At 70.4% G+C, this 21,677-nt stretch carries 24 protein-coding genes; 15 read left to right on the forward strand and 9 right to left on the reverse strand.

Annotated elements, in window-relative coordinates; genetic code table 11:
* The first annotated feature begins 98 nt into the window (after positions 1–98).
* Positions 99–650 carry a dihydrofolate reductase family protein gene (locus ACWDMM_RS32710; RefSeq protein WP_195081699.1) on the forward strand — a complete coding sequence of 184 codons (552 nt, stop codon included), beginning with the start codon at positions 99–101 and terminating at the stop codon, positions 648–650.
* A gap of 61 nt (positions 651–711) precedes the next feature.
* On the opposite strand, the gene ACWDMM_RS32715 is transcribed toward ACWDMM_RS32710, so the two are convergent.
* The 3 genes from ACWDMM_RS32715 to ACWDMM_RS32725 form a co-directional block, all read right to left on the reverse strand.
* On the reverse strand, positions 712–954 hold the full coding sequence (locus tag ACWDMM_RS32715; protein ID WP_157111944.1) for a hypothetical protein: 243 nt from the start codon (positions 952–954) through the stop codon (positions 712–714).
* Between the two features lie 309 nt (positions 955–1,263).
* A complete protein-coding gene (locus tag ACWDMM_RS32720) occupies positions 1,264–2,235 on the reverse strand; it encodes a DUF5996 family protein (protein ID WP_195081700.1) in 972 nt (323 codons plus the stop codon).
* 211 nt (positions 2,236–2,446) lie between these two features.
* Positions 2,447–2,623, reverse strand: a complete 177-nt coding sequence (locus ACWDMM_RS32725; protein WP_357206314.1) for a hypothetical protein — start codon at positions 2,621–2,623, stop codon at positions 2,447–2,449.
* Between the two features lie 444 nt (positions 2,624–3,067).
* On the opposite strand from ACWDMM_RS32725, the gene ACWDMM_RS32730 reads away from it, so the two are divergent.
* The 12 genes from ACWDMM_RS32730 to ACWDMM_RS32785 are packed head-to-tail and all read left to right on the forward strand — an operon-like array spanning position 3,068 to position 14,885.
* Entirely contained in the window at positions 3,068–4,306 is a 1,239-nt protein-coding gene (locus ACWDMM_RS32730; protein WP_357106414.1) for an aspartate aminotransferase family protein, read from the forward strand.
* Between the two features lie 19 nt (positions 4,307–4,325).
* The gene (locus ACWDMM_RS32735) at positions 4,326–5,369 is read left to right on the forward strand and encodes an SDR family oxidoreductase (protein ID WP_449941377.1); all 1,044 of its coding nucleotides are present in this window, start codon (positions 4,326–4,328) and stop codon (positions 5,367–5,369) included.
* Positions 5,369–5,827, forward strand: coding sequence for an SRPBCC family protein (locus ACWDMM_RS32740; protein WP_195081704.1), 459 nt, complete (start codon positions 5,369–5,371; stop codon positions 5,825–5,827). The genes ACWDMM_RS32735 and ACWDMM_RS32740 overlap by 1 nt, the downstream gene beginning before the upstream one ends.
* Positions 5,824–7,302: a class I adenylate-forming enzyme family protein gene (locus ACWDMM_RS32745; protein ID WP_449941380.1), complete on the forward strand. Its 1,479-nt coding sequence runs from the start codon at positions 5,824–5,826 to the stop codon at positions 7,300–7,302. The genes ACWDMM_RS32740 and ACWDMM_RS32745 overlap by 4 nt, the downstream gene beginning before the upstream one ends.
* Positions 7,302–7,571 (forward strand): acyl carrier protein, encoded by a 270-nt coding sequence (locus ACWDMM_RS32750; RefSeq protein WP_195081706.1) that lies wholly within the window; start codon positions 7,302–7,304, stop codon positions 7,569–7,571. The genes ACWDMM_RS32745 and ACWDMM_RS32750 overlap by 1 nt, the downstream gene beginning before the upstream one ends.
* On the forward strand, positions 7,555–8,250 hold the full coding sequence (locus ACWDMM_RS32755) for a dihydrodipicolinate reductase C-terminal domain-containing protein (RefSeq protein WP_195081707.1): 696 nt from the start codon (positions 7,555–7,557) through the stop codon (positions 8,248–8,250). The genes ACWDMM_RS32750 and ACWDMM_RS32755 overlap by 17 nt, the downstream gene beginning before the upstream one ends.
* Entirely contained in the window at positions 8,247–9,416 is a 1,170-nt protein-coding gene (locus ACWDMM_RS32760; protein WP_449941383.1) for an acyl-CoA dehydrogenase family protein, read from the forward strand. Before ACWDMM_RS32755 ends, ACWDMM_RS32760 begins: the two co-directional genes overlap by 4 nt.
* Positions 9,417–9,423: 7 nt before the next feature.
* Entirely contained in the window at positions 9,424–10,134 is a 711-nt protein-coding gene (locus ACWDMM_RS32765; RefSeq protein WP_195081709.1) for a class II aldolase/adducin family protein, read from the forward strand.
* A 7-nt stretch (positions 10,135–10,141) separates the two neighbouring features.
* Positions 10,142–11,323, forward strand: a complete 1,182-nt coding sequence (locus tag ACWDMM_RS32770; RefSeq protein WP_449941385.1) for a hypothetical protein — start codon at positions 10,142–10,144, stop codon at positions 11,321–11,323.
* 21 nt (positions 11,324–11,344) lie between these two features.
* The gene (locus ACWDMM_RS32775) at positions 11,345–11,959 is read left to right on the forward strand and encodes a hypothetical protein (RefSeq protein ID WP_195081711.1); all 615 of its coding nucleotides are present in this window, start codon (positions 11,345–11,347) and stop codon (positions 11,957–11,959) included.
* A complete protein-coding gene (locus ACWDMM_RS32780; protein ID WP_449941388.1) occupies positions 11,956–14,148 on the forward strand; it encodes an MMPL family transporter in 2,193 nt (730 codons plus the stop codon). Before ACWDMM_RS32775 ends, ACWDMM_RS32780 begins: the two co-directional genes overlap by 4 nt.
* Positions 14,145–14,885, forward strand: coding sequence for an oxygenase MpaB family protein (locus ACWDMM_RS32785; RefSeq protein WP_357106431.1), 741 nt, complete (start codon positions 14,145–14,147; stop codon positions 14,883–14,885). The genes ACWDMM_RS32780 and ACWDMM_RS32785 overlap by 4 nt, the downstream gene beginning before the upstream one ends.
* A gap of 144 nt (positions 14,886–15,029) precedes the next feature.
* Here the strand turns inward: ACWDMM_RS32785 and lipB are convergent, their stop codons facing one another.
* The 3 genes from lipB to ACWDMM_RS32800 all read right to left on the reverse strand — a co-directional run bounded on the left by lipB (position 15,030) and on the right by ACWDMM_RS32800 (position 17,575).
* Positions 15,030–15,665, reverse strand: coding sequence for a lipoyl(octanoyl) transferase LipB (gene lipB / locus ACWDMM_RS32790; RefSeq protein ID WP_449941391.1), 636 nt, complete (start codon positions 15,663–15,665; stop codon positions 15,030–15,032).
* A 39-nt stretch (positions 15,666–15,704) separates the two neighbouring features.
* Complete coding sequence (locus ACWDMM_RS32795; protein ID WP_323124318.1) at positions 15,705–16,157, reverse strand: hypothetical protein; 453 nt, start codon at positions 16,155–16,157, stop codon at positions 15,705–15,707.
* 131 nt (positions 16,158–16,288) lie between these two features.
* Positions 16,289–17,575: a PucR family transcriptional regulator gene (locus ACWDMM_RS32800; RefSeq protein WP_323124319.1), complete on the reverse strand. Its 1,287-nt coding sequence runs from the start codon at positions 17,573–17,575 to the stop codon at positions 16,289–16,291.
* Positions 17,576–17,730: 155 nt separating this feature from the next.
* On the opposite strand from ACWDMM_RS32800, the gene ACWDMM_RS32805 reads away from it, so the two are divergent.
* On the forward strand, positions 17,731–18,636 hold the full coding sequence (locus ACWDMM_RS32805; protein WP_449941395.1) for a class I adenylate-forming enzyme family protein: 906 nt from the start codon (positions 17,731–17,733) through the stop codon (positions 18,634–18,636).
* A 64-nt stretch (positions 18,637–18,700) separates the two neighbouring features.
* Here ACWDMM_RS32805 and ACWDMM_RS32810 read toward each other — a convergent pair whose 3' ends face one another.
* Entirely contained in the window at positions 18,701–19,507 is an 807-nt protein-coding gene (locus ACWDMM_RS32810) for an MBL fold metallo-hydrolase (protein ID WP_195081716.1), read from the reverse strand.
* Positions 19,508–19,606: 99 nt separating this feature from the next.
* Positions 19,607–20,317, reverse strand: coding sequence for an SDR family NAD(P)-dependent oxidoreductase (locus tag ACWDMM_RS32815; protein WP_449941398.1), 711 nt, complete (start codon positions 20,315–20,317; stop codon positions 19,607–19,609).
* 25 nt (positions 20,318–20,342) lie between these two features.
* On the opposite strand from ACWDMM_RS32815, the gene ACWDMM_RS32820 reads away from it, so the two are divergent.
* A complete protein-coding gene (locus ACWDMM_RS32820) occupies positions 20,343–20,795 on the forward strand; it encodes a MerR family transcriptional regulator (RefSeq protein ID WP_449941399.1) in 453 nt (150 codons plus the stop codon).
* A 42-nt stretch (positions 20,796–20,837) separates the two neighbouring features.
* On the opposite strand, the gene ACWDMM_RS32825 is transcribed toward ACWDMM_RS32820, so the two are convergent.
* On the reverse strand, positions 20,838–21,671 hold the full coding sequence (locus tag ACWDMM_RS32825; RefSeq protein ID WP_449941401.1) for a class I SAM-dependent methyltransferase: 834 nt from the start codon (positions 21,669–21,671) through the stop codon (positions 20,838–20,840).
* Positions 21,672–21,677: the final 6 nt, after the last annotated feature.

The following is a 21,677-nucleotide window of genomic DNA, read 5'->3' on the forward strand; positions in this document are numbered from 1 at the left end:
TCCAGCCTCGCAAGAGACAAACACCCATCAGCTACACCCCACCGCTCTGGGCATCCAGGGCACCAACCCCAGACACCTACAAACTTAGGGAAACACCCATGGCAACCATCGCAGTTCACGAATTCATCGCTCTCGACGGCGTGTACGAGGATCCGTCCTGGACCTTCGAGTTCGGGTTCGATCCGAAGATGGGGGAGACGCTCGGCGCGATCACCTCCGCGTCGAAGGCGATCCTGTTGGGCCGCAACACGTTCGAGATGTTCGCTCCGGCCTGGTCCACCCGCACCGTCGAGGACGACCCGGGCGCGCCGTTCTTCAACGACACGCCGAAGTACGTCGTCGGCGCGCGGGAGCCGCAGGTGGAGTGGGCCAACAGCACCCGCATCGGTGGCTACGACCCGGACGTCATCCGCAAGCTGAAGGACGAGATCGACGGCGTCATCTACATCAGCGGCAGCGGCACACTGGTGCGGGCGCTGCTCGCGGACGGCTTGGTCGACGACCTGCACCTGTTCGTCTACCCGATCGCGCTGGGCAAGGGCAAGCGCCTGTGGAGCGACGGCGTCGACGCGACCAAGCTCGCGCTGAAAGAGCACGAGGTCTACGCCAACGGCGTCGTCCACCTCGCCTACGGTCCGGCGCAGGACTGATGGCACGCGGAAGGGCGGCCCTTTCGGGCCGCCCTGGCGATGCGCCGGACGCTGCGTGGAGCTAGCGTCCTCCGGTGCAGTAACCCTCGGGGGTGTACTGGCACGGGCGCTCGTTGCGTCCCTGGTAGCCACCGTGGTTGCTGCTGCGGGCGCGCTCGCCCACGCCGGAACCGCGCTTGTCCGCCGGGTTGTGCGAGTACCGGTCCGCGGTGGTGGTCACCGTGGGTTCGGGCGAAGCGACCGCCGCCGCAACGACGACCGCCCCACCGATCAGCGCCGAGGCCACCACTCGACGCACTGTCACGCGCTTCCTCGTGTTGTGCATAAGATTCATCCCGTCGATTAACGTGCCGTCATATAACGATACATTGATTGGTGATCCGTCCGACAGGGGCTTCCCATCTGTGGGAGGTTTAGGGTTGGCGCGAAGCTCTGCCCAGCTCGTCCGGGATCGATTCGGGAATCGGCGATCATCGGACGCGCATTACCTGACCAACGTACCGTTGAACAGGTCACTCACCTGCTCTTCCGGTGATGTCCGGAGGGACGAGGGCGGGTCGGTGCCCGGTCTCGCGCCCGCTGGGTCGTCGAGCGACGCAACGAAGCCGGATCACTAGCCGGGCGGCCGCGACATGTCCGTCTCGCGCGCTCGGCGTTTGTGCTTCCACCGGTTCGGGTCGGCCTCCAGGGCGGCGCGGTCCCAGTGGCCGAGGTCGGCGGCGGCCGCGTAGGTGGTCTCGAGGAATTCCAGAAGCGCGCGCTCCGGCGCCGCGGCGGTGCGAACCGCCTCGTACGGCAGCAGGAATTGGCGGTTGTCCCGGCTGTAGAAGGCGTCTGCCGGGCCAACCGGATACTCGGCGAATCCGTCCGGTTCCGGGTAGGCGTAGGCGTAGAAGGCGCCCTCCGCCCCGCCGCCGGGCCAGAAACCGCAACTGCTCAGTTCATGCGAGTAACCCTCGACCATGACCCAGTCGCCGCAGTTGGGCGCGCCGCCCGGATGTCGCGGAGCCGGCCGTCCGGAGAATCGGGTGCACGCCAAATCCATTGCTCCCCAGAAGAAGTGCACCGGGCTCACTTTCCCGATGAAGCGCGCGCGGAACTCGTGCACGACCCGGTCTGCCGCCAGCAGCTGGCGCCAGAACAAGGTCGCGGCCGCGGCGTCGTAGGAGCGGTGCTCGTAGTCGTCGGCGAAGGGGATGGCGGGCTCGACCTCGTTGGGCCTGGCTTGGATTCGCACGGGAATACCGAGTTCGCCGAACGCGGCGACGGTTTCGCCGTAGAAGTCGGCCACCGGCTTGGGTTCCAGCGCGATCTGCCTGGTCCGGCCGTCGCTGGAGCGGATACGCAGCCGGTGATCGAGGAAGTCGAACTCGACGTCGAAGCATCCGGCCGGGTGCGCGATGGCGGAGGTGGTCAGGCCCCTCGGGCTGACGTAGAAGGTGACCTGCCACCAGTGGTTGACCAGCGGAGCGTGCGAGAGCCTGATCTTGCCGATGATCTGCGTCCACATGTGCAGCGTCTCCCGGGTGGGAGTCCAGTCGTCGACGCGCAACGCCGGCCACTGCGTTGCCTCTGTGCCTGTCACCGCCGCACCTCCGTCGTCTCGGGATCATCGGTGCCAGTGCCGCACGCGGACGCCTGCCAAGGCTCGGCGCAGCGCTCTTCCTCCGCACCGTACCCCGTGGGCGTGCACCGGGAAGCCCGAAATGCTCACCGGTGGGCAACCGTTTGGCAACACTGCGGGTCGGCGGGTCGGCTCGACGGCCGGACGGAGCGGACCGTGGCCGGATGAGGCGTCAGGATCGCCGCGGCCAACTGTCGTACGCCGAGGGAACGGCCGTCAGCGGCGGCGGGGCGACCCGCTCGGCCGCTCTGGCTTTCCGGCGGGAATTCGGATCCCACACCATCGCCGCGGCCGCACCGCCGAGCAGAACCACGACGATGGCAACGATCACCACCCACAGCAGTACCACCGCTATTTCTCCAGTCGTCGCGTCCGCTCCGTATGGCGCGTTATCCCCAGGCGGACAGTTGATCTCGTGATTGCGAGCATTCTTCACAGCTCGTGCGGCCCGCGCGAATCGACGCGCGGATTTCGTGGTCTGCCAGTACCGCGGCTCACCGAGTTTGGGATACGTCCGGTAACGCATAAGGGCGGCCGATCGCCGTACGGCACGAGCTCGGTCGTGCCGCGGCGGCCGCGGGCCGGCTGCCGAGCGCCGCGGAAGTTGCTGTGACCTGCGGTTGTGGGCCATGCCACAACCGGTCGCAACCGGGCAGCTCCCGGCCTTAATGGTCGATCGTTCAGTGTGCGGGACGCGGGGTTCGAGTTGACGCTCTGAGAGACTGAAACTTAGTGTCTCTCATGTCCTCAGGGAGTGTGCGGGGCGCCCTCATTATGACCCGGAAAGTCTTGTATGACAACGGAATTCGTGGTTCTGGAACAAACTCGGCAGCATCTCGGCAGGGCGCGTGCGCAGCTGGGCAGCCTGCTCGGCGGACTGGTGGAGCATCGCTCCGAGGGGACGCGGCTGTGGACCACCGACGGTCGCGAATTCCTCAATTGCGGCGGCTACGGCGTCTTCCTGCTCGGCGCCAGGCATCCGCGGGTGGTTGACGCGGTGACCGAGCAACTGGGTCGCCATCCGGTCGGCACCCGCGGCATGCTCGAAGCCGCCGCTGCGGGCGCGGCGGCGGCTCTGGCCGAGGTCGCCCCGGCCGGGCTGACCAAGGTGTACTTCGCCGGCGCGGGCACCGAGGCCACCGAGGCGGCGCTGAAGATGGCCGCCATCCAGGGACGCACGCGGCTGATCGGCGCGGCGGGCGGCTATCACGGCAAGACCATCGGCGCGCTGTCGCTGACCGCCAACGACACCTACCAGGCGCCGTTCCGCGCGCTGCTGCACGGCGCGGCCCGGGTGCCCTACGGCGACGCGGCCGCGCTGGAAGAGGCGCTCGGCCCCGACGGCTCGGACGCCTGCGTGGTGCTCGAGCCGATCCAGGGCGAGGGCGGAGTGATCGTGCCGCCCGCCGGATACCTGGCACAGGTGCAGCGGCTGTGCCGCGAACGCGGCGCAATGCTGGTGCTCGACGAGATCATGACCGGACTCGGCCGGACCGGCACCTGGTGGCGCGGCGAGATCGAGCAGATCACCCCTGACGTGCTGCTGGTCGGCAAAAGCCTCGGCGGCGGCGTGCTCCCGGTCTCCGCCGCGATCGCCACCGAGGAGGCCTACGCGGCCTTCGACGCCGACCTGTGCCTGCACACCTCCACCTTCTCCGCGGCCCCGCTCGGCATGGCCGCCGCGGCCGCGACGCTGGCGGTGCTGCGGGACGAGGACCTGGTCGCGGCCTCGGCGCGGATCGGAGACCGGCTGCGTACCGGCCTCTCCGAGATCCGCGACCGCACCTGCCCGCGGCAGTTGATCGATATCCGCGGCGCCGGAACCCTTTTCGGCCTGGAATTCGCCGACGCCGGGCTGGCGGGCGAGTTCCTGCTGGAAATGATCGACGCGCGGGTGGTCGTCAACCACTCGCTCAACGCGGGACCGGTGCTGCGTCTGACCCCACCGGCCACGCTGCAGCCACTCGACGAGGCATGGCTGCTCGAGGCCTTCGAGAAAGCATGCGTGCGCCTCGCGGCCCACGCGATCTGACCTTCTGCGAGGAGAAGTAGTGAAGATCTTCGTCACCGGCGGCGCCGGTGTCGTCGGAGTGCCGCTGCTGCGGATGCTCGGTGCCCGGCACGAAGTCGTGGCGCTCACCCACAGCCGTCCCGTCGCGGGCGCCGACGCCGTGGTGCGCGGCGACCTCACCGCGCCCGGTCTCGGGCTCGACGCCCGAGACACCGACATGGTGCTGGACGGACTCGATCTCGTCGTGCACTGCGCGGCGAACGTCGACTTCGCCGCCGGACCCGAGAAACTGCACGCGGTGAACGTCGTCGGCACCCAGCGTGTGCTGGACCTGGCGGCGCGCGCCTCGGCGCGGGTGGTGCACGTGAGCACCGCGTTCGTCGATCTGGATCTGCCGGAGGACATCACCGGCGGTCACGCCACGTTGCGTCCCGGCGAGTATCTCGTGGCCAAACGCGCAGGGGAGGCGGCGGTGCGCGGCAGCGGCCTGCCGTACACCATCGTGCGCCCCTCCGCGATCGGCGGACATTCGAAGACCGGTGCGATCACCGAATATCAAGGCGTGCACAGTATCTCGCGCGCGATGCTGCGTGGCTCGGTGCCGCTGTTCCTGTGCGCGGCGCAAGCGCGCTACGACCTGGTGCCGTGCGACGTGGTGGCCGGTGTGATCGCGGCCGTGGTCGAGGCGCAGACCCCACCGGAACTCGCGTGGGCGACCATCGGCCCCGCCGCGATCACCGCGCAGCGCCTGCTGGAGATCTTCGACGAGACCGCCGCGGAATACGGCCTGCCGCATCGCAGTCCACGCCGCGTCGATCCCGAGATCTTCCAGCGTCTGCTCAAACCGGCCTTCTTCGACGATCTGCGCCCCTCCGAGAAAACGAAAATGGCGAATCTGATGACCACCCTGGCCGCGCTGTTCCAGCCCGATCCGATGCCGACCTCGCTGGGCACGCTGCCCGGCGCGCCGCAGGCCTATTCGGCGGCCGAAGCCGAAGAGGTCATGCGCACCACCTACCGCACCGTGATCGCCCGCGAGAACATGGCCGCGACCGCGCACGAGCGCAGCGAGGTGATGGTCTGATGGCCGAGCGTTCCGTGGCGGTGCGGGCGACCGTGCGCGACATCGATCCCGACGTGGTGTTCGCGCGCCTGCGTGATTTCCCGTCCTATGCCGAGCACGCCGATGTCGTCCGCGACATCACCCTCGACGTCGATCCGCACGGCACCCAGGTCAGCAGCTGGTCGGTGTGGTTCCGCAACGGGCTGCTGCAGTGGACCGAGCGCGACGTGGTCGACGACGTCGCGCGCACCCTGTCGTTCGAGCAGATCACCGGTGATCTCGCGCGTTTCGACGGCGCGTGGCGGGTGACGCCGCACGAGGACGCGGTGACGGTGCGGTTCGACGCCGTCGTCGACCTCGGCATCCCGTCACTGGCCGACATGCTCGACCCGCTGGCCGAACGGGCGTTGCGCACCAACACCACCGAGATCCTGCGGGGCTTGTTCGGGCCGGACATCGAATTCGGCGGACCGGCATGAGCGCCGCCGCGCGCCCGACCCGGATCTACGAGGCGCTGGTCGCCGCGATGGACGACGCGCCCGACGCCAGGGTGCTCACCCTGCGGGAGACGCGCACGTTCGCCGAACTGCGCGCGGACGCCGAGCGCCGAGCCGGTCTCCTGGACGCGGTCGCGCCGCGCGGCGGCAGCCGGATCCTGCTCGCCCTGGCCAATCATCCCGACTACATCGCCACCCTGCTGGCCGTGTGGTCGCGCGCGGATCTGCCGATCCTGGCCGACCCGAGCCTGGGGCGGGCCGAGATCGACACGCTGGTGCGCGGCTGCGGCATCGATGCCGTCGTCCACGCGCCGACCGGTGACGTTCCCGCCGGGGCGGTCGCGCTCGACGAACGCTCGGTGGCGGAGGCGACCGGTCTCACCGGTGCGCGTCCCGCCCTGGCCGCCGACACCGAGCTGGGGCGGCTGACCTCCGGTTCCACCCGCGCTCCCGCCTGCATCGAGTTCTCCGCCCGCGCCGTGCTCAACGCGGCCGGGACCTGGGCGGGCGCGGCGGGGCTGACCCGCGACGATCTGAGCCTGTGCTTCGCGGGCTGCTACAACGGCCTGGCGTTCAACACCACGCTGATGCCGAGCCTGCTCACCGGCGCGAGCCTGGCCCTGCCGGGCGGGATGCCGAGCGGCGGCGCGATCATGCGTCACGTCACGGCGCTGCGCCCGAGCATCCTGGTGGCGTTTCCCGCGGCCTACGAACGGTTCACCGACTACACCGCCGCGGCGCTCCCGGAAGAAACCCGGGAAGCCCTGCGCCGCATCCGGTTACGGCTGTCGTCGGCGGCGCCGCTGTCGGCGTCGGTCGCGTCGCACGTGGCGGCGCTGTCGGGGCCGATCTCGGATTACTACGGCATCGCCGAGACCGGGCCCGTCACCTTCGCCGACGGCACCCGGCCGGAGGGCAACGGCATGCTCCTGCCGGGAGTGACCGTCGAATCCAGGCCCGGCGCCGACGGTGTCGAGGTGCTGCACGTCCGCACGGCCTCGATGGGCACCCGGTACCTGAACTATCCGGGGGAATTCGAGCGCGCGATCGCCGCCGACGGCAGCTACGTCACCTCCGACACCGGCTCCGTGACCGGCGGTGAGCTGTTCCTCGGCGGCCGGGCCCAGCCGGTGCTGAACATCGGCGGGCGCAAATTCACCGTCGAATCGGTCAGCGACGCCATCACCGCGCACCCCGACGTCACCGACTGCCGGGTCCTGCCCTTGACGACGCCGAGCGGCCGCGACTGCGTCGGCGCCGCCGTGCAGACTCGCGTCCCGCTCGACGCGGCGAACCTGCGCGGGTTCCTGCGTGAACGCCTGGCCGACTACAAGGTGCCCGAGGTGCTCGTCACCGTGGGGGAACTGCCCCGCGGTGCCACCGGCAAGGTCAAGGCCGCGGCGGTGCGCGAGCTGCTCATGCACACATTCCAGCAACCGGTCACGGGAGGCCGCTGATGTCCGACGTAGTGCAGGATTCGCTCACGAGTGCGGTCGCCGATCTGGTGGCGACCGCGACCGACGGCACGCTCGACGCCGACAGCGCGCAGCGCTCCGAGCAGACCTTCGCCGAAGCGGGGATGACCTCGCTGTCGTTCCTGCGATTGGTGGACGCGCTGGAGATCCGCTACGGCGTGGAGATCGACTTGGAGAACGACCTCGACCACCTGCGCACGGTCGCCGCGATCGTGGCCTATCTGAGGAACCAGGGTGTCGAGGACGCCTGATCGTCCGGTGGCGGTGATCGGCGCGACCGGACGCCTCGGCCGGGCCGTGCTCGCCGCGTGCGAGCGAGCCGGTGTGCCGGTGGTGACCACCGCCGACTCCGCCGGGTGGACGGTCGGCGAAACAGCGCCGGGTGTGGTGATCGACGCCAGCAGGCCCGCTGCGCTCGACGCGGTGGCCGGGTACTGCGTGCGGACCGGGGCGGCGTTGCTGTCGTGCGTGTCGGGTCGTCCCGGCAGCGCGCAGGACACGCTTTCCGCTCTGGCGCAACGGGTTCCGGTCATGGTCGCCGCCAATCTCAGCCCGCTGCACTGGGTGCAGGCGCGGGCGGTGGAACTCGCGGCTCGCTTGGCCGTCGCGCTGGTCCCGGACGCCGAGTTCACCGTTCTCGACCGCCATCCCACCACCAAGATCGACGCGCCGTCGGCGACCGCGACCAACCTGGCCGCTCTGCTGCCGGACGGCGCGGCGGTGCTCGCGCAGCGCTACGGCATGCCGGTCAGCGACCACCACGTGGTGATCGCGTCGGCCGGGGAGAGCTGGGAACTGAGCCACCGCGTCCGCGACCTGGGCGGGCCCGCCGCAGCGGCGCTCGGTTTGGCGGCGTGGCTGGAACAGGCGGAGCCCGGCCGGTACACGGCGGCCGAGGCGTTCGCCGAACTCGCGGGAGTGCCGGTATGAGCGGGGCGGCCGCGAAGGCGGCCGAACACGCGCACGACACCAGGCGGGAACCGCAGGGGGCTGCCTCCGAGCCGTCGGCGCAGGCCACAGAGTTGCTGCGCGATCTGCTCGGCGGCTGCGCCGGAATGGTGGATGAATACGAGGACGAGGGCCGGTTCCCGGCGGAACTGTTCCGCCGGATCATGGCGACCGGCCTGGCCGAGCCGGTGATCGCGGGCCGCCAGGGCGCGGTGCGCTCGTTCTGCGCGAACGTGGAGGTCATCGCCGAGAACTGGCTCGCCCTCGCCGAATCGGTGCATCTGCAAACGCTCGTCGCCCTCACCGTGGCCAGGCACGCGCGACCACGAGTGCGGGACGAGCTGGTGCCGGCGCTGGCGGAGGGCCGCATGCTGGGCGCCAACTGCGTGAGCGAACCCGCGGCCGGATCCGACATGTCCGCCATCGAGTTGCGCGCCGAACGCAGCGGCGACGGATTCCGCTTGCACGGCAGGAAGACCTGGGCCGGGCACGCGCCGGTGGCGGGCGTGTTCGTCGTGTACGCGCGCACCAGCGACGCCGGACTCGGCGGCCTGACCTGCTTCGCCGTCGACTCCGCCGCCGAGGGCGTCACCGTCGCGCCCGCGGCGCGCAAGCACAGCGCCGCCGCGCTGCCCAGCGCCGACGTCGTCTTCGACGGGGTGGCGGTGCCCCCGGACCGCGTGCTGGGCCGGGTGAACCGTGGCGCGCGGGTGGCCGACGACATGTTCACCCAAGGCCGGGTCGGCTTGGCGGCGTGCGCGGTGGGGCTCGCCGCCGCGGCGCTGCGGCGCGCGACCGCCTATGCCAAGTCGCGTGTCCAGTTCGGCGTGCCGATCATCCGGCATCAGGCCGTCGGTCATCTGCTCGCCGACATGTCCACCCAGCTCGCCGCCGCCCGTCAGCTGCTGCACCGCGCCTGCGCGGAGATCGACGCGGGCGGACCAGAGGCCGGGCTGCTCGCCGCGCAGGCGAAACTCTTCGCCACCGACACCGCCATGCGGGTGACCACCGACGCCGTGCAGGTCCTCGGCGCCTCCGCCTACCTGCCGGGCGAGGCGGCGGAGCGGTGGATGCGGGAAGCGAAACTCTTGCAGATCATCCAGGGCACCAATCAGATCCAGCGCAACGCCATCGCGGCACGACTGTGAGGACGCTATGACTTCCCCGTTGGTGATCCAAGCGGCGATCGGTGCGCGAGCACTGTCGTCCGGCGGCCACGACGACTTCAACCAAGGACAGATCTCGGTCCGCAGGCCGGGGCGGGACCGCTTCGCCATCAAGGGCGCGCTGGTCGGTTTCGACGAGGCCACGCCCGCCGATTTCGTCGACGCCGCGGTGGATGCGGCCGAGCCGCCGGACGCGCAGGCGCCCCCGGAACTACCGCTGCACCAAGCCATCTACGCCGCTCGCCCGGACGTCGCGGGCATCGTGCACAGCCACGCCCCGGCGAGCCTGGTCTTCGGCGCGCTCGACGCCGAGCTGGCGCCGCTCAGCCACGAGGGCGCGCTGCTCGGCGGCGAGGTGCACCGGTTCCACGACACCAGCAACACCGTGCTCACCTTCGACGTCGGCGCGGCGATCGCCAAGACCCTGGACGACGGGGTCGGGGTGTTCCTGGTCAATCACGGCAGCGTGGTGGTCGGCCGCAGCGTGCGCCACGCGGTGGTGTTCGCGCTGATGCTCGAGCGCGCCTGCCGGCTCCAGCTCGACGCGCTGGCCAGCGGGCGTCCGTTCTCGATCTCGAATCCCCTCGACGTCGCCGCCAAGCGCGACTACATCTTCGCCGACCTCTCGGTGCGCTCGTACTGGGAGCACACCCGCAGGCGGGTGCGCCGCGCGCACCCGGAGACCGCGGAATGGAGCTGACGTGCAGATGACCGGATCCGCCCTGGCCTGGGGCGATGTGATCCATCCTCCGCTGCCGCAGACCGTCGGCATCGAACCGCTCACCGGTCCGGTGGCGGGCGCGGTCGGCCACGTGGACCGGTTGATCGGCCGCCGCCGCGGCGGTCGGTCACGGTTCGTGCCTTCCGCCGGAGCGACGTATCCGTACGAGATCCTCCTGGTGGAACCGGAATCCGGCGCGATCGCGCTGCTCGACCCCGCTCGCAAGCAGCTGGTGGTGCGCGCCGACACCGAGTTCGGTACCTGCGCCGAGGACTATCTGTGCCTGCTGGTCGGGCGGCCCTGGCTGTCCATGCGCAAATACGGCGCCCGCGGTTACCTCTACCATCTCATCGACGCCGGTCACGCCCTGTTCTCCTTGGCGCTGCTCGACCGGGACGACAGTGCGGCCGATCGCTTCGCCGACGGGCTGCCTGGCACCGGGGCCGGTGGCGTCGCGGGCGACGTGCTCGCCGCCGGACTGGTCCGTGCCTTCGTGCCGCACGACGGGGAAGCCGACGGCTGGCGGCTGGTCACCACGTCCATGCCCCGAGTGCAGATGGGCCGCAACGAATTCGAGCAGTGGGCTGATCGCCTCCGACCGCCGGGACCACCGCAGCCGGTGTTCTTCGACCGTGCGGGCGAGTTGCCCGGCAATCTGGCTCGGTTCATCCCGATCCGCCGCTCCGCCGCGGCCTTCGGCACCGGCACGCCGCCCGGCTACGACCTCGGCGCCGTGGTCGCGAGCGCCCGTGAGATCGCCGCGATCGCGCTGAGCCGCCTGGGATTACCGACGCCGACGATGCACGTGGTCGGGCAAGCGCCCGGCGGAACGGCACTGCCGCCCGGTGACCTGCTGACCGGCTTGGCCGGACAGGAGCACCTGCTCGGAGCCGAGGCGTTCGTCGTCTTCAGCGCCCCTGCCAGCGAGGACGACTCGACCATCGACGCCGACCGGCAGGCGCTGCTGCTCGGCACCGGAGTCGCCGGACAGGTGCTCTACCTCCTCGCCGCCCGGCACGGCGCCGGCGTCACGGGGGTCGGGGGACTGGCGCCCGAGTACTGGAACCGCGCGCTGCCCCCGGGCAGGCAGACCTTGTATTTGACCGCCCTCGGCCGACCCGCGGGCGGGGAGAAGTTCGACGCCCTCTACCAGGGCGCCCACGGGTGAACCGTGACCAGAAAGGCTGAGATGACCACCGTGACGATGCCGTCGAACGTCGCCAGGCACCAGCGGGCCGCCGCCGCCCGGGTGCTGGCCGACGCCTTCACCGACGACGCGATCTGGCAGGACGTGCGCCCGAAGCGGCCCGCCCGCGCGGCGAAGGCGCTGTACTGGTTCTTCCGCGGCGAGGTGGAGATCTGCGCGCGCCTCGGCGGCTACCTGCAGGCCACGTTCGACGCCGACCGGTCACCCTCCGCCGTGCTCATCGCCTACGAGCGCACCGGACCCCGCTTCCCGCTGTGGGTCTGGCTGTTGCGGCTTCCCGCCATCGTGCTGCTCGGCCTGCCGCGCACGGTGCTGATGGCGAGAATGCTGTCCAAGGTGGAGGCGGCGCACCCCACCGAACCGCACTTCTACTTCTGGTATGTCGGCGCAAGAACGCTCGGCGGCGGCGCGGCGCTGCTCAAACGCGTCATGCGGGTGGCGCGGGCCAAGGGCCTGCCCGGCTACGGCGAAGCCAAGTCCTCCGACGTGGTCCAGATGTGCGAGATATTGGGCTGGCAATCGCATCCGCCGATCGAGATCGGCGCCGGGCACAAGGTCACTCCCGTCTGGTGGCTGCCCGCCGTGGAGGGGAAATGACGACTTCCGCCGACACCGCCGACACCGCGGGCGCGACCGGAGTGATCGCCCGCGTCGCCGAGATCTGCGCGCGGGCGCCGAAACTGGTCCTTGTCGTGGCGGGCGTCGCCTTCCTCGTCTTCGGCTCCCTGGGCGGGCTGGTGACCGACCGGCTGACCTCCGGCGGGTTCGTCGACCCGGACGCCGAGTCCGCGCACGCCGCCGATGTGCTGGCCGCCGAGCACGGCGTCTCGCACATGCAACTGATCTTCGCCGTCGACGCGCCCGGCGGCGCGGACTCGCCCGCGGCGCGCGCCGCGGGCGACCGGATCGTCACCGACCTGCGCCGGGACGACCGGGTGAGCACCGTGACGTCATGGCTCGAGCCCACCGGCGCCGCGCTGGTCAGCCGCGACCACCGCACGGGTCTGGTGATCGCGGGCCTGGACGGCGACGACGACACCGCCCAGCGCACCGCGCACGCCCTCGCCGAACGCCACACCGGCGACCGGGACGGCGTCGCCGTGCTCGCGGGTGGCCAGGCGATGGCGTTCGAGGAGATCAACGCCGCCGCTTCCCGCGACCTCGTGCTCGCCGAGGCGATCGCCGTGCCGCTGACCTTCCTGCTGCTGGTGCTGTTCCTGCGCAGCGTGATCGCCGCCGCCGTTCCGGTGGTGGTCGGCGTGCTCGCGATCGTCGGCACCACCGCGGTGCTGTTCGCGCTCACCTTCCTCACCGAGTTGTCGATCTTCGCGCTCAACATCACCACCGCGCTCGGCCTGGCGCTGGCGATCGATTACTCGCTGCTGCTGATCGGCCGCTACCGGGAAGAGATCAGCCGCGGACTGCCGCACCAACAGGCGTTGTCCTCGGCCATGCGCCACGGCGGGCGGGCGGTGGTGTTCTCCGGCGTCATCGTCGGCACCGCGCTGGTCGGCCTGTGGGTCTTCCCGATGGCCTTCTTGCGCTCCATCGGCTATGCGGGCGTCGCCGTCGTCGTCCTGTCCATCCTGCTGGCGATCACCTGCGTGCCCGCGCTGCTGGCCCTGTTGGGCCCACGCATGAATCGCAAGCCCCCGCGCGAGGCCGCTCCCGCCGAGAGCACCCGGCTCTACCGGGTGGCGCGCGCGGTGCAGCGACGTCCGCTGCTGGCCGCGCTGCCGGTGCTCGCGCTGTTGCTGCTGGCCGGATCGCCGGTGCTCGACCTGCGGGTCGGCCTGCCCGACGATCGGGTGCTCGCCGCCGACGCGCAGTCCAGGCAGGTCGGCGACCGCATCCGGGACGGGTTCGACCAGAACATCACCGGCACCGTGCACATCGTGGTCACCGGGGCGCCTGCCGAGCGGCTCGGCGAGTACACCGCGGGCTTGTCCCGGGTCCACGGCGTCACCGCGGTGAGCGGTCCGGCCGGTGTCTACGTGGCGGGTTCGGCGGCGGGCCCGGCCGATGGACGAACCGGGTCCGGCGGCTCCGCGCACCTGACCGTCGCGACGGCGCTGAACCCGTACTCCGACGAGGGGCGCGACCAGCTCGACGCGATCCGCGCCGTCGACGCACCGGGGAACATCCTCGTCGGCGGGCTGGCGCAGCAGACCGCCGACACCTCGGCGGGCATCTCCCGCGGCTTCGTCGTCGCGCTGCTGTGGATCGTGGCGACCACCGCGCTGCTGTTGTTCCTGCTCACCGGCAGCATCGTCTTGCCGCTGAAAGCCCTTGTGCTGAACACCCTTTCGCTGAGCGCCACGTTCGGCGCACTGGTGTGGATCTTCCAGGAGGGCCATCTGGGCTGCCTCGGCACGACGGCCACCGGCTACACCGTCGCCACCGTCCCGGTGCTGCTGTTCTGCGTGGCCTTCGGTCTGTCGATGGACTACGAGGTCTTCCTGCTCTCCCGCTTCACCGAGGAATGGGAACGTTCCCCGCGCACCCGCGCCGACGCCGACACCGCCGTGGCCGTCGGCCTGGCCCGCTCCGGGCGGGTCGTCACCGCCGCCGCGCTGCTCATGGCCGTGGTGTTCGTCGGCATCGCGACGAGCGAAGTGTCGATCATGCGCGCCCTGGGAGTCGGCTTGGCCCTGGCCGTCGTCCTCGACGCCGCGCTCGTGCGCACCATCCTGGTCCCCGCCGCCATGCGGATAGCGGGCACCGCCAACTGGTGGACTCCCCGCCTGCTCGCCCCGGTCGTCGCGCGGATGAGGCTGCGGGAATGAAATCCGCTCCGCTCGACCGGGATTCGCTTCTCGGGCGGTATCTCGGCGACCGCCGCTTCGTCTTGAGCCTGCCGCGTGCGGTCGGGTTGCAGATCCTGCACCCGTCCGTCGCGGCGGCCATCGTCGCCCACGCGCCGAGCAGCCTGTGGGCGCACAAGAAGCGGACCGTGTCGCGAATGATCCATCTGGCCTACACGCTGTGCGATCCGCATCCGGCGATTCTGTACGGGCACGGACTGGTGCACGGCGTGGACAGCCGGGGAAAACGCTACAGCGGCCTGACCCCCGAGCTGTTCTTCTTCCAGCACGCCACCTACGTCGACACGCTCTACACCGCGATCGAAACCTTCGACCGCCCACTGACTCTCGACGAGAAGCAGACGCTCTACGCCGAATGCTGTGAGTGGTACCTGCGCTACGGCATCTCGGCGCGGCACATGCCGCGAACCTGGGCGGATTTCGACGACTACTTGAAATCGGTGTGCGCCACCGAACTCGCCGTCACCCCGCACAGCGACAAGCTCGCGCCGGAACTGCTGCGCCCCGACACCTGGATTCCGCGCGCGCTCCCGGATTTCGCGGTCCGCACGGTGCTGCACCAGCGAACCCGCGAACTGCTGAACATCCCGCTACGGCCCACCGATCGAGCCGCCACCACCGCCTACGCCACCGTCGTGAAGAGGAGCATGCGCACCTTGACACCGCGGGCCCGGCTGATCCCCGCAGCCCGCGCCTGAGGAGTGCCCGCCCGCAGGTATATGCCCACGTGCGGTCAGCGGTCGCCGCTCACTCGACACCGCGGCCTGCGCCTGAGGTGCGTCGGCCCGCGGGCACACGCGCGGTCAGCGGTTGCCGCACAGGGGATGCGTCGCGCGCCGGGTTCAGCTCGCTTCGAAAGCGGTGGCGACGATCGAGCGCACGTGTTCCATGGTGGCCGCGCCGGATTCGCGGGCCACGGAGGTCATGTCTACGTCGGGGAGCCCGCAGGCGACGGCCCAGCGCCAGGGCTCGAGGTCGCCGTTCACGTTGAGGGCGAAGCCGTGACTGGTGATCCCTCGGCTCTGGCGCATGCCGATGGAGACGATCTTGCGGCCGGTGTCGCGGGTCCACACGCCGGTGAGCAGCTCGGAGCCGGGGGGAGTGTCGCGGCGTTCGGCGGGAACGCCCAACCGGCCGAGCGCCTCGATCAGGCGGAACTCGACCTCACGGATGTAGTCCACCACGCCTTCGCCGGCATCGAGCCGGACGACGAGGTAGCCGACCAGCTGGCCGGGCCCGTGATAGGTGAGCTGGCCACCGCGCGTGGTCTGCACGACCGGGATGTCGTGAGCCGGGTCCGGCAGGTGCTCCCGCGGTGTCTTCCGCCCGATGGTGTAGACCGGCGGATGGCTCAGCAGCCACAGGGTGTCCGGCCGCGCGCCGCTGTGGCGCTGGTCGACCAGTTCCCCCATCCGTTCCATGGACTTGTCGTAGTCGACGAGGTCGTCCTGGATCAAAGTCAAGGGCCGGGATCGCATGCTCCGACCATATCGCTGCCCGCGCCGCGCCGGAGGGCGCTAGGACGTGGCGACCCGGCCGGCGCGCCGACGCTCGAGGGCGAGCGGCCGCACCAGCATGTAGAGGCCGGAGAACAGCAGCAGGGCGAGCGGCAACAGCGGCAGATAGGACACCCAGACGACCGGCTCCTGCTGCGCCAAGGCGACGAAAGTGGCGAGAACGGTCACGACGAAGCCGATGCCCGACCAGCGGTGCAACTGCCGGACCCGCGGCGCCGACACGACTGGCCGCGGTGCGGTGTTCCCGGCAGCCCGGCCGCGTCGCCTGGCCGCCCACGACAACCCGAAGACGCCGAGCCCGGAGAAGAGCAGCAAGGCGAGCGGTGGCAGCGGCACGTAGGAGAACCACACCGGGCCGCTCAGTGCCAAGGCGACCACGGTGACGACGACGCTCGCCGTGAAGATGACGGCCAGCCACCGGTGCGTCTGCCGAACCCGTCTGTCCCAGTTCATTCGTCCTCCTCTGTGTCCGAACGGCTCGCGTCCAACGTAGCGGTAGCCCGCTGACCAGCGCTTCTCGATTCCTGATCGCTTGATCCCTCCGCACGGAACCGGGCCGCGCCGCCGAGGGCGCGGCAGCAGGGTCACGCCGAATCGGGTCGCCGTACCGCCGGTCCGTACCAGTGGCAGATGAGCAGTGCGAGTTCGACGTCGAGCCGGTCGTCGCCGATGGGCCTGCCGCGTCGCGAAACCGCCCGTCCCACCCGGTATTTCACCGAGTTCGAGTGGAGGTCGAGTTCCGCGGAGGCGGCCTTGTAGCTCGATCCGGTGCGCAGGAAGACCTGCAGCGTGTCACGCAGCCGCGCGTCGTTGTCGGTGTCGGAGGCCAGGTCGCCCAGCACGTCGACGACCCACTCCCTGACTTCGGCGGTGCTGCCGTCGAGCAGCGCCGCCACCGACAGTCCCGGGTCGTCGGCCGCGACCACGCGGTGTCCGGCGTCTTCCCGCGCGAGCGCGACCGACCGCGCGTCCTGGGCCAGGCGATGAGACCGGCGGAACCCGGACAGTCCTGGCGCCATCGTTCCGATCGCCACGCTCGGGCCGTCGCGTCGCGCGGCCGCGAAACCACGGACCTCGGCGACGGCTTCGGGCCGCGCCGAACGGTAGGGCAGCCAGGCCCAGCCGCAGAGCTGATCGTCGGGGACGAACAGCGGGGTCGCTGAGGTCGCCGCCGTGTCGGCCGACCGGCGAACGAACCGCTGCAGCTCGCCGAGTTCGTCACCGCGGGATTCCACGCCGGGATACCAGACGACGAGCGCCAAGTGATGCCAACGCAGCGGATAGCGGATCTGCTCGGTGGCGCTGTCGACGTCGACCGGCTTCTTGCCCGTCAGCAGCTCGCGCACACACAGCGCGCGCACACTGTTGCGGGTGTCCAGCCACTGCTCGCGCTCTCCTTCATAGACGGCGACCACTTGCTGGATCACCTGGTCGAGGTACCGGAACAGCCTGGTGGCGATGGCCTGGGCCACCACGAAGCGATCGACCGGCGCGACGTCGGCGCTTTGCAGCTCGGCGAAGACCAGTTCGGTCGCCCGCCGCTGTCCCACGTGGTACGCGCGCACCAGGGTGTTGAGCGGGACGCCGCGCTGGGCCAGACGCCTGGTGTACTCGGTCGCGGCCGAGGGCAGGTGGGTGCGCGCGACGGGGATGTCGTGGCGCAGCGCGTGCAGCATGGTGTCGACATTGCCCTGCACACTGGCGCCCAGCAGTTCCACGGTGCGGACATCGGCGCGCAGCTCGGGTATCTCTTCCTCGAGCGCGCTATGGATGCTCGCGCTGATCTCCCGCACCCGCTCGTTCATGCGGGCGGTGATCATCGCGACACAACGGTCGATGTCGGCTTCGCCGTTGCGACGAGAACTCGTCACGAGCCGATCGTATTACCTGGCCGCGACCGCGGCGGCGGATGTTGTCTTCCGGCGACAAGGTGGGCGGCGAAATTGATCGTTGTACGACGGTGGCGAGCCGAGCGGTGCTTTCTAGCGTTGTCATCGAACGACTACGCCGCTGCTGAGGACATCGCATGACGCTTTCCACCATTCCGGACCGTCGCGCTGTTGCCGCCCCGCACGAGCCGGCCCTTGCCGCCGACGGAGCCGAGCTGACCAACAGTGAGTTCCTGTCCGCCGTCCAGCGCGCCGCGGCCCGCCTGCGCGGCGCGGGCGTGACGACCGGCGATGTCGTCGGCGCCGTGCTGCCCGGCGCCGTCGACCTGATGGTGTCGCTGTTCGCGATCTGGCGGCTGGGCGCCACGGCGGCCGTGATCGATCCGGTGGCCTCCGACGAGGAAGTAGGTCAGCGGGTAGCCGACGCGGAGTGCGAGGTACTCATCGTCCACGAACGCCCGGCGGCGATCCCTTCGTCCGTCCGGGTACTCCCGGTCGCCGTGGCACTCGGCGCGGGGGAACGCGACCGCACCCCCGCCGTGCGGCCCGGCGCGGAGACGCTGGCCTTGATCACCTACCGCGACGGCGACCGGGCGCTGCTCGATCACCGGAATCTCGAGGCCATGTGCCGACTGGTGATCAAGGTCTTCGCCCTCACCGGTGCCGACCACAGCCTGTCGACCCTGCCGATGCGGCACATCTGCGGCCTCGTCGTCGGCGCGCTCGCGCCGTTGGTGGCCGGAGGCCGCGCCACCATGGCGGGCCAGCTCGACCCGGAGTCGTTCCTGGAACGGGTCGAGCGAACCCGGCCCACCTACTCGTCCGCGGTGCCGAACCTGTACGCGGCGCTGTCCGACCTGCCCGGCCGGACGCGGCCGGACACCTCGTCGGTGCGTTTCGCCCTGTGCTGCGCGGCGCCGGCCGGAGTCGACCTGCGCACCAGGTTCAAGAACCGCTATGGGATCCCCATCGTCAACGCATACGGACTGACGGAGGTCATCGCGCGAGCACACGCGATCCGTTCACCCGCGGCAGCGCAGTAGAACGGCGCGTCCGTAGCGCCATGACCGTGACCAACCGTCGGCTATTCCGCACGCCGCAGGCGTCTCACAATGTGACCGTCTCGCCTCGGGGAACCTGCACGATGCGATCGCCCCACCCGCGTCGCTGCATCTGCGCCTGGAAATCGCTCAGGGGAGAGGCGAAGACGGTGTAGTCGTCGTAGTGCACCGGCACGACCCGGGGAAGACGCAGCAGGTCGACGAGGCCGGCGCCCTGGCGACCGTCCATGGTGACGGTCAGCCCGAACGGCAGGCGCGCTCCGGCGGGCAGTCGCGTGCCGCCCAGATGCAGCACGCCGGCATCGATGTCGTCGAATCGAACCGGTATCTGCGCGAGTTCCGCGACCAGGAGGGTGTCGCCGGAGATGTAGATCCGGCGCTCGGGCGGGCCGGCGATCGGCCCGAACTCGAGCATGGTCCCCATCACCGGCGGCAACAGGCGCCAGCTCCAGGTCGGCGCGTGACGGCCGGGCAGCGACGTGACGCGCACCTTGTGCCCACTTCGGGCGATTCGGTCGCTGTGCCAGGTACGCAGCCCCTTCGCCGAGGTGAAACCGCGGCGGCGCAGCCGCTCGGCAGCATGCGGCGTGGTGAGAATTCGCAGGGCGTGATCCAGGTCGCGCTGCGCGGTGCGGTCCCAGTGATCGCCGTGCATGTGCGACAACACGACGGCGTCGATGGGCGGCAGTTCATCGATCGTCAGCGCGGGTTCGCGCAGCCGCTTGGACAGCAAGCCGTATCCCAGGTAGGCGTGCTGCCCCCGGTGCAGGAAGTTCGGGTCGGTCAGCAGCGTGATCTCGCCGTAGGAGAGCAAGGTCGTGGCGTTGCCGACGAATGTGATGGACAGGTCCATTGCAGAGCCCTCCGTTCGGCGCCGTGGCGACTCGTATCGGGACTGCCCTGCGCGGCGCGGACTATGCAGTCCGCGTCCGCGGACCTCGCCCGATGCCGACTACCAGGGCAGGACGCCGTCGGCCGCGACGTAAGCCCCGGTGGGGCCGTCCTTGCCGATCCGCGCCATCCGCACGATGATCTCCGCGCCTTGCTCCACGCTCTGCAGGCCGGTGTTCCCGTTCAGGTCGGTCTTGGTGAAGCCGGGCTCCACCGCGTTGATCCGCATATTCGGGAACGCCTTCGCATACTGCACCGTGAGCGCGTTGACCGCGGTTTTCGATGCCGGGTAGGCGACGCCCGGGTAGGCGTAAGCCGGGCTGCCGGGGGTGCTGATGCGGGTCAGTGAGGCCAGCCCACTGCTGACGTTCACCACCACGGGCGCGGCGGAACGTTGCAGCAAGGGCAGGAACGCGTGCAGCACGCGCACCGTGCCGAAGACGTTCGTCTCGAAGGTCTGCCGCATCAGGTCGGCGGTCAGTTCCGCGGCGCCGGTCACGGCGCCTGCCGCGGTCCATTCCGGCGCGATGCCCGTGTTGTTGACCAGCACGTCCAAGCCGCCGTCGGCTTCGACGACCGCGACCGCGGCGGCCACGGACGCGTCGTCGGTGACGTCGAGCTGGACCGTCCGCGCGCCCAACCGCTCGGCGGCGCGGCGCCCGCGCTCGGCGTCCCGGCTGCCCAGGTAGACGCGGTGGCCCGCGGCGAGGAGCCTGCGGGCGGCCTCGAAACCGAGACCTTTGTTCGCTCCGGTGATCAGTGTTGTCGTCATGAGCACGGACGCTAAGTTTTAGAGCGTGCTCGAAGTCAAGCCGCAGCCGGATTCCGACCCGTCTGGCGAAGGCATGAACATTGCCGAGGCCGCCCGGCGGACGGGGGTCAGCGTGCACACCTTGCGCTACTACGAACGCGCCGGCCTGGTCGTCACCCCCGTCGACCGGGCGGCCGGGGGCCGGCGGCGCTACCGGCAACTGGATCTGGACTGGATCAGGGTCTGCACCAGGCTGCGAGCCACCGGCATGCCCATCAGAACCATCCGCCGCTACGCCGAACTCGTCGCCGCGGGCCGCGGCAACGAACACGAACGGCTCGCCCTCATGGAGGCGCACCGCGCCGAGGTCGCCGCGAAAATCGCCGAGCTGCACGAGAACCTGGAACTCATCGACCACAAGATCGACGTCTACCGCGGCCGGATCACCGCGGGCGACGCCGACCGTCTGTGGGCCGACCACCGAGCCGACGCACCCTGAGCGCGCCCGGACGCAGAACTCCGCGCCGACCGTGCCGGCGGGTCAGGGCGTGGCGGAGCGGGTCGCGGTGATCGCGACCGTCTTGTAAGGCAGGGTGAAACTGCCGCCCATCGCGTCGATCGCCGCGCCGACGCCGTCGAGCACTTGCGTCAGCTTGTCCTGCGGCAGCCGGGTCATCGAGCCGTGCGTGGGAAGTTGATCGAGCCACTCGTCCCTGGTGTAGGTCCGCTCCCACGGGAAATTCGATTCCAGAGGTTCGTCGAAGCGGCCGGTCTTCCGGATTCCTTCGGCGGTCTTGTCCAGGATCGGCCGGTACATCGCCGCGGCTCGGGTGCCCGCCTGGAGGGGGAACGGCGAGTCCGGCACCACCCGCCGGTATACCGCGCCGTACGCTTCGGCTACCTCGTCCGGGAGCTGGAACACATGCCAGAACGTGGACAGCACGCCTCCGGGGCGCAGGACCTCCGCCGCCTTCGCCGCTCCCGCGGCCGGATCGACCCAGTGCCAGGCCGTTGCCGCGATCACGGCATCGAAAACGCGGCCTCCGCTGTTCCAGGCTTCGAAGGTCGTCACATCGACCTCGAGCCCCTGACACCGCGCGAATTCCGCCATCCGGGAATCCGGTTCGACGCCGAGCACCGTGCAACCGGCTGCCTGGAACTGCCTGGCTTCGACGCCGGTGCCGCAGCCGACGTCCAGGACCGCACGCCCGGGGCTGGCGGAAACAATGTGCTCGACGAGGGCGTCGGGATAGCTGGGACGGGTCCGGTCGTAGCGTTCGGCATCCACCCCGAACGACTCCGCGATCTGCCGTTGCCGGTGCGGCGTTTCCTCTGGCGAAGGTATAGTGGGCATGTGCCCACTGTAAATGGGCATGTGCCC

This window comes from Nocardia sp. NPDC003726 (assembly GCF_053586955.1).

Bases quoted from the DNA above. Each gene is read 5' to 3' on its own strand.
- ACWDMM_RS32710 (WP_195081699.1), top strand. From the start codon at position 99: ATGGCAACCATCGCAGTTCACGAATTCATCGCTCTCGACGGCGTGTAC.
- ACWDMM_RS32760 (WP_449941383.1), top strand. From the start codon at position 8,247: ATGAGCGGGGCGGCCGCGAAGGCGGCCGAACACGCGCACGACACCAGG.
- ACWDMM_RS32745 (WP_449941380.1), top strand. From the start codon at position 5,824: ATGAGCGCCGCCGCGCGCCCGACCCGGATCTACGAGGCGCTGGTCGCC.
- ACWDMM_RS32795 (WP_323124318.1), bottom strand. From the start codon at position 16,157: ATGAACTGGGACAGACGGGTTCGGCAGACGCACCGGTGGCTGGCCGTC.
- ACWDMM_RS32785 (WP_357106431.1), top strand. From the start codon at position 14,145: ATGAAATCCGCTCCGCTCGACCGGGATTCGCTTCTCGGGCGGTATCTC.
- ACWDMM_RS32780 (WP_449941388.1), top strand. From the start codon at position 11,956: ATGACGACTTCCGCCGACACCGCCGACACCGCGGGCGCGACCGGAGTG.
- ACWDMM_RS32740 (WP_195081704.1), top strand. From the start codon at position 5,369: ATGGCCGAGCGTTCCGTGGCGGTGCGGGCGACCGTGCGCGACATCGAT.
- ACWDMM_RS32775 (WP_195081711.1), top strand. From the start codon at position 11,345: ATGACCACCGTGACGATGCCGTCGAACGTCGCCAGGCACCAGCGGGCC.
- ACWDMM_RS32810 (WP_195081716.1), bottom strand. From the start codon at position 19,507: ATGGACCTGTCCATCACATTCGTCGGCAACGCCACGACCTTGCTCTCC.
- ACWDMM_RS32805 (WP_449941395.1), top strand. From the start codon at position 17,731: ATGACGCTTTCCACCATTCCGGACCGTCGCGCTGTTGCCGCCCCGCAC.
- ACWDMM_RS32825 (WP_449941401.1), bottom strand. From the start codon at position 21,671: ATGCCCATTTACAGTGGGCACATGCCCACTATACCTTCGCCAGAGGAA.
- lipB (WP_449941391.1), bottom strand. From the start codon at position 15,665: ATGCGATCCCGGCCCTTGACTTTGATCCAGGACGACCTCGTCGACTAC.
- ACWDMM_RS32770 (WP_449941385.1), top strand. From the start codon at position 10,142: ATGACCGGATCCGCCCTGGCCTGGGGCGATGTGATCCATCCTCCGCTG.
- ACWDMM_RS32730 (WP_357106414.1), top strand. From the start codon at position 3,068: ATGACAACGGAATTCGTGGTTCTGGAACAAACTCGGCAGCATCTCGGC.
- ACWDMM_RS32815 (WP_449941398.1), bottom strand. From the start codon at position 20,317: ATGACGACAACACTGATCACCGGAGCGAACAAAGGTCTCGGTTTCGAG.
- ACWDMM_RS32765 (WP_195081709.1), top strand. From the start codon at position 9,424: ATGACTTCCCCGTTGGTGATCCAAGCGGCGATCGGTGCGCGAGCACTG.
- ACWDMM_RS32750 (WP_195081706.1), top strand. From the start codon at position 7,302: ATGTCCGACGTAGTGCAGGATTCGCTCACGAGTGCGGTCGCCGATCTG.